The 4,761-nt window shown below is 64.0% G+C and carries 5 protein-coding genes; all 5 read left to right on the forward strand.

What is annotated here, in order from left to right; translation table 11 throughout:
* Nucleotides 1–464, forward strand: a 464-nt coding sequence (locus tag EOD07_RS23000) for a triose-phosphate isomerase (RefSeq protein ID WP_164772445.1), incomplete at its 5' end; no start/stop codon positions are given.
* 265 nt (nt 465–729) lie between these two features.
* Nucleotides 730–1,248 (forward strand): preprotein translocase subunit SecG, encoded by a 519-nt coding sequence (secG, locus tag EOD07_RS23005; RefSeq protein WP_040987290.1) that lies wholly within the window; start codon nt 730–732, stop codon nt 1,246–1,248.
* Between the two features lie 213 nt (nt 1,249–1,461).
* On the forward strand, nt 1,462–2,589 hold the full coding sequence (locus EOD07_RS23010) for a L,D-transpeptidase (protein ID WP_127237091.1): 1,128 nt from the start codon (nt 1,462–1,464) through the stop codon (nt 2,587–2,589).
* Nucleotides 2,590–2,739: 150 nt separating this feature from the next.
* Nucleotides 2,740–4,377 carry a CTP synthase gene (locus EOD07_RS23015; RefSeq protein WP_127237092.1) on the forward strand — a complete coding sequence of 546 codons (1,638 nt, stop codon included), beginning with the start codon at nt 2,740–2,742 and terminating at the stop codon, nt 4,375–4,377.
* Nucleotides 4,378–4,395: 18 nt separating this feature from the next.
* Nucleotides 4,396–4,761 (forward strand): DUF1697 domain-containing protein (locus tag EOD07_RS23020; protein ID WP_164772447.1); only part of this gene is annotated, 366 nt, incomplete at its 3' end.

Below are 4,761 nucleotides of genomic sequence, written 5' to 3' on the forward strand. Positions count from 1 at the left end.
GTCGCGAACTGTTCGGCGACAACGATGCGACGGTCCATGCCAAGGCATCGGCCGCCTGGCGGGCAGGGCTGGTGGCCATCATCTGCATCGGCGAGACGCGCGCCGAGCGCGAGGCGGGCGCCACGCTCGATGTCCTGTCGCGCCAGCTCGAAGGGTCGGTTCCGACCAGCGCGACCGCGGCGAACAGCATCATCGCCTATGAACCGGTCTGGGCGATCGGCACCGGCCTGACCCCGACCGCGGCCGACGTCGCCGAGGCGCACGCGCATATCCGCGGCAAGCTGACCGGGTTGCTCGGCGATGCCGCGGCCAGGATGCGTATTCTTTACGGCGGCTCGGTCAAGCCTTCCAATGCGGTGGAACTGCTCGGCGTCGAGAATGTCGACGGCGCGCTGGTCGGCGGCGCCAGCCTGAAGGCGGCCGACTTCCTGGCTATCGCGGAAGCCTACATGAACATCTCCTAAAGCGCGTCGCGATCTTTCAGATTCGCTCCATGCGCTTTAGGTTTTTGATCTTACGCATGTCTTTGTCCCAAAATCGGTTCCCACTTTCGGGAGACATGCTTTGGAGACCGTCTGCAAGGCTCGCGCGGCATAAATCGTTGTATTGGCCCCATTGCTTCCCATATTCCCGGCCACGGGCTTGGAAATGCCGCCAAAGCATTGTAAGGAGCCGCCTCCAAAACACCGGTCGTATGCGCGGCAGCGCAAGGCCTCGCCAGGATAAATTATGGAAACCGTACTGATCGTCATCCACCTTATGGTCGTGCTCGCGCTTGTCGGCGTGGTGCTGCTGCAGCGCTCCGAAGGCGGCGGCCTGGGCATCGGCGGCGGTTCCGGCTTCATGACGGCGCGCGGCGCCGCCAACGCGTTGACCCGCGCCACCGCAATCCTGGCGGCGGCCTTCTTCGTGACCTCGCTAGCGCTGTCGATCCTTGCCCGCTACGGCGAGAAGCCGATCGACATTCTCGACCGTCCGGCGACGTCCAGCCAGGGCAACGGCGTGCTCAACCAGCTGCCGGGTTCCAATGGACCGGTAGGCACCTCCAAGCCCGCGGCTCCGGCCGGCACGGCTCCCGCGGCTCCGTCTGGCGGCGCGACAACCACCACGCCGCTCGCCAATGGCGCGACCGCGCCAGCCCCGGCAACGACGCCCGCTCCGGCCGCTCCGGCGCCCGCGAATCCGGCCACGCCGCCGGCAAACAATGGCGTCACCCTGCCTGTCACCCCGCAGGTTCCGAACCAGTAGCCGCACAAGCACCGGGCCGCGATCTGTTGTTCTTTGAACACAGTCGCGGCAAATGCGCGCCCGATCACGAAGATTCAACCGGGCGTAGCGCCTGCCTCAGCTTGAGGCGATGACGGCTAATCGATTATAGGTTGCGCGCGGCACTATTCGGCGTCCTTGGGGGGCGCCGGGCGACGCCGTGGGCAACTTGCTTTGAACAATCGGATCTTCGCCATGCAGCTTCGCAGCTTCATCCTCCTGGGATTCTGTGCCGTCCTCGGCATGGGTTCCGCGGCCTTTGCCGGACCGGCAAATCTGGCCACTTCCCCGTCGGTTGAGAAGACCGACGCAATTCCTGTCGCCGCCAAGAGCGACGCATCGCAGCTGAGGCTTCTCAAGAAGAAGAAAAACCCGACCTCGGACGATCTTGCGCAGATCAGCAAGCTCGAGGCCAAGATCGCGGCCGACAAGGAAGCCGCCAAGCAGAAGGCGCTCGAGGCTCGCAAGATGGCGATGCGCGAAGCAGCCAAGGCCAAGGCGGACGCCGCGCGCCAGGAATGGCTGGCCAAGAAGAACGGTGGCGCGACCGCTCCGGCTGAAGTCGCCGACGCCAAGTCGGCCAAGAAGAAGACCATCAAGGTGATCGAGCCGCTGACACCGGTTGCGCCGATCCAGACTGCCGAGCCGATCCCGGCCGAGGCAATGAACATCACGGCCACGGGCAACAATGGCGAGTTGCGCAGCGAAAACCCCGGCCAGAAGCAGACGAGCAGCGGTGGGCTGTTTGCCGGCCTCTTCGGCGGCGCCCAGGCGGCGACCTCCATCAACTATCTGCCGGAAACCCGTGCGCTGGACTCGGCGCTGGCCAAGAAGGACGCCAAGCGGCCCTTCAAGGTGAAGCCGGAATTCGTGCCGCAGGACGTCACCTTCACCGGCTATGAGCCGGGCACCATCGTCATCGACACCAGCGCGCGCCGCCTCTACCTCGTCGAGTCGTTTTCCACCGCCCGCCGCTATGCCATCGCTGTCGGCCGCGAAGGCCTGCAGTTCAAGGGCACGGTAGCTGTCGGCGACAAGCAGGAATGGCCGCGCTGGATCCCGACGCTCGACATGCAGAAGCGCGAGCCGAAGCATTACGGCCAGTACAAGGACGGCATGCCCGGCGGCGGCGAGAATCCGCTCGGCGCGCGCGCTATCTACCTCTATGACGGCAAGAAGGACACGCATCTGCGCATCCACGGCACGATTGCTCCCCAGTCGATCGGAACCAGCGCCTCCAACGGCTGCTTCCGCATGATCAACGAGCACGTCATGGACCTCTACAGCCGCGTCAAGATCGGTACCAAGGTCGTTATTATCTAACGAATTCCATCAAACTGCCGAAAGGGCCGGCACCGCCGGCCCTTTTGTTTTGAATAGTGAAAACGCCGATCTCAGGCGCCGGCGCCATTTTGGGAAAAAGCCTTCGCGGCGGTTTTTTCTCTGGCGGAATCAATCAGGCCGCGTTAAGCGATGACTCCCATGGCGCGATATGTATTCATCACAGGCGGCGTGGTTTCCTCACTCGGAAAAGGCATCGCCGCAGCAGCTCTTGGGGCTCTCCTGCAGGCGCGAGGCTATCGCGCGCGGATCAAGAAGCTCGATCCTTATCTCAATGTCGACCCCGGAACGATGTCGCCTTACCAGCATGGCGAAGTGTTCGTGACCGACGACGGCGCCGAGACCGATCTCGATCTCGGCCACTACGAGCGCTTCACCGGCCGTTCGGCCAACCAGCAGGACAACATCACCACCGGCCGCATCTACAAGAACATCATCGAGCGCGAGCGGCGCGGCGACTATCTCGGCGCGACCGTGCAGGTGATCCCGCACGTCACCGACGAGATCAAGCATTTCGTTCTCGACGGCAATGACGATTACGACTTCGTGCTGTGCGAGATCGGCGGCACGGTCGGCGACATCGAGGCGATGCCGTTCCTGGAGGCGATCCGCCAGCTCGGCAACGATCTGCCGCGCAACAACGCGGTCTATGTGCATCTGACGCTGATGCCCTACATCCCGACGGCCGGCGAATTGAAGACCAAGCCGACCCAGCATTCGGTCAAGGAACTGCGCGGCATCGGCATCGCGCCCGACATTCTTCTGGTGCGCGCCGACCGGCCGATCCCGAAGGAAGAGCGCCGCAAGCTGTCGCTGTTCTGCAACGTGCGCGAAAGCGCCGTCATCCAGGCGCTCGACGTGCCGCATATCTACGACGTGCCGATGGCCTATCACCAGGAAGGGCTCGATTCGGAAGTGCTCGCCGCTTTCGGCATCGATCCGGCGCCGAAGCCGCGCATGGAGCCCTGGCAGGCGCTGTCCAAGCGCATCCATAATCCGGAAGGCGAGGTGACGATCGCCGTCGTCGGCAAGTACACTGGCCTCAAGGATGCCTACAAATCGCTGATCGAGGCGCTTTCGCACGGTGGCCTCGCCAACCGGGTCAAGGTCAAGCTCGACTGGATCGAAAGCGAGATCTTCGAGAAGGAAGATCCGGCGCCGTGGCTGGAGAAGGTGCATGGCATCCTCGTTCCCGGCGGTTTTGGCGAGCGCGGTTCGGAAGGCAAGATCCTGGCGGCGAAGTTCGCGCGCGAACGCAAGGTGCCTTACTTCGGCATCTGCTTCGGCATGCAGATGGCCTGCATCGAGGCGGCCCGCTCGCTGGCCGGCGTCGATCATGCCTCGTCGACCGAGTTCGGTCCGACCGATGAGCCGGTCGTCGGCCTGATGACCGAGTGGCTTAAGGGCAATATGCTCGAGAAGCGCAGGGCCACCGGCGATCTCGGCGGCACGATGCGGCTCGGCGCCTACCAGGCCGAACTCGCCAAGGGCCCGAAGATCGCCGAAATCTATGGCGACACGGAGATTTCCGAACGCCACCGACATCGCTACGAGGTCAACATCGATTACAAGCAGCGGCTCGAAGATTGCGGCCTGGTGTTTGCCGGCATGTCGCCTGACGGGGTGCTGCCGGAGACGGTCGAGTATCCCGACCATCCCTGGTTCATCGGCGTGCAATACCACCCCGAACTGAAGAGCCGGCCGCTCGACCCGCACCCGCTGTTCGCGAGCTTCATCTCGGCCGCGGTAGATCAGTCGCGGCTCGTCTGAGCCGGCTGAGAACAAGCCGTGCAGACCTATGTCGCGCTGCTCTACAGCATCATCCTGAGCGAAGGGCGGCGTGTGGTCATGGCCGACCTCAAGGCCATGGCCGAGGAACAGGGGCTGAAAAACGTCCGCACACTGGTCGCGACCGGCAATCTGGTGTTCGAGGCGCGGGCGGGCGAAATCTCAAAGCTCGAGCAGCGGCTGGAACGGGCCTTCGAAAAGACCTTCGGCCGCCATGTCGACATCATCGTGCGCGGCGCCGAGGACTGGCTGAAACTTGCGGCGGGCAATCCATTCCCGGCGGAATCCGCTGCTACGGCCGATCAGGTGGCGGTACGGGTGATGCGCGAGCCGGTCCACTCGGATGCCGTCGAAGCGCTCCGGGCC

This window comes from Mesorhizobium sp. M2C.T.Ca.TU.002.02.1.1 (genome assembly GCF_003997225.1).

What these genes read in the sequence shown, in the direction of transcription:
- secG (WP_040987290.1), top strand. Translation starts at nt 730, where the DNA reads ATGGAAACCGTACTGATCGTCATCCACCTTATGGTCGTGCTCGCGCTT.
- EOD07_RS23010 (WP_127237091.1), top strand. Translation starts at nt 1,462, where the DNA reads ATGCAGCTTCGCAGCTTCATCCTCCTGGGATTCTGTGCCGTCCTCGGC.
- EOD07_RS23015 (WP_127237092.1), top strand. Translation starts at nt 2,740, where the DNA reads ATGACTCCCATGGCGCGATATGTATTCATCACAGGCGGCGTGGTTTCC.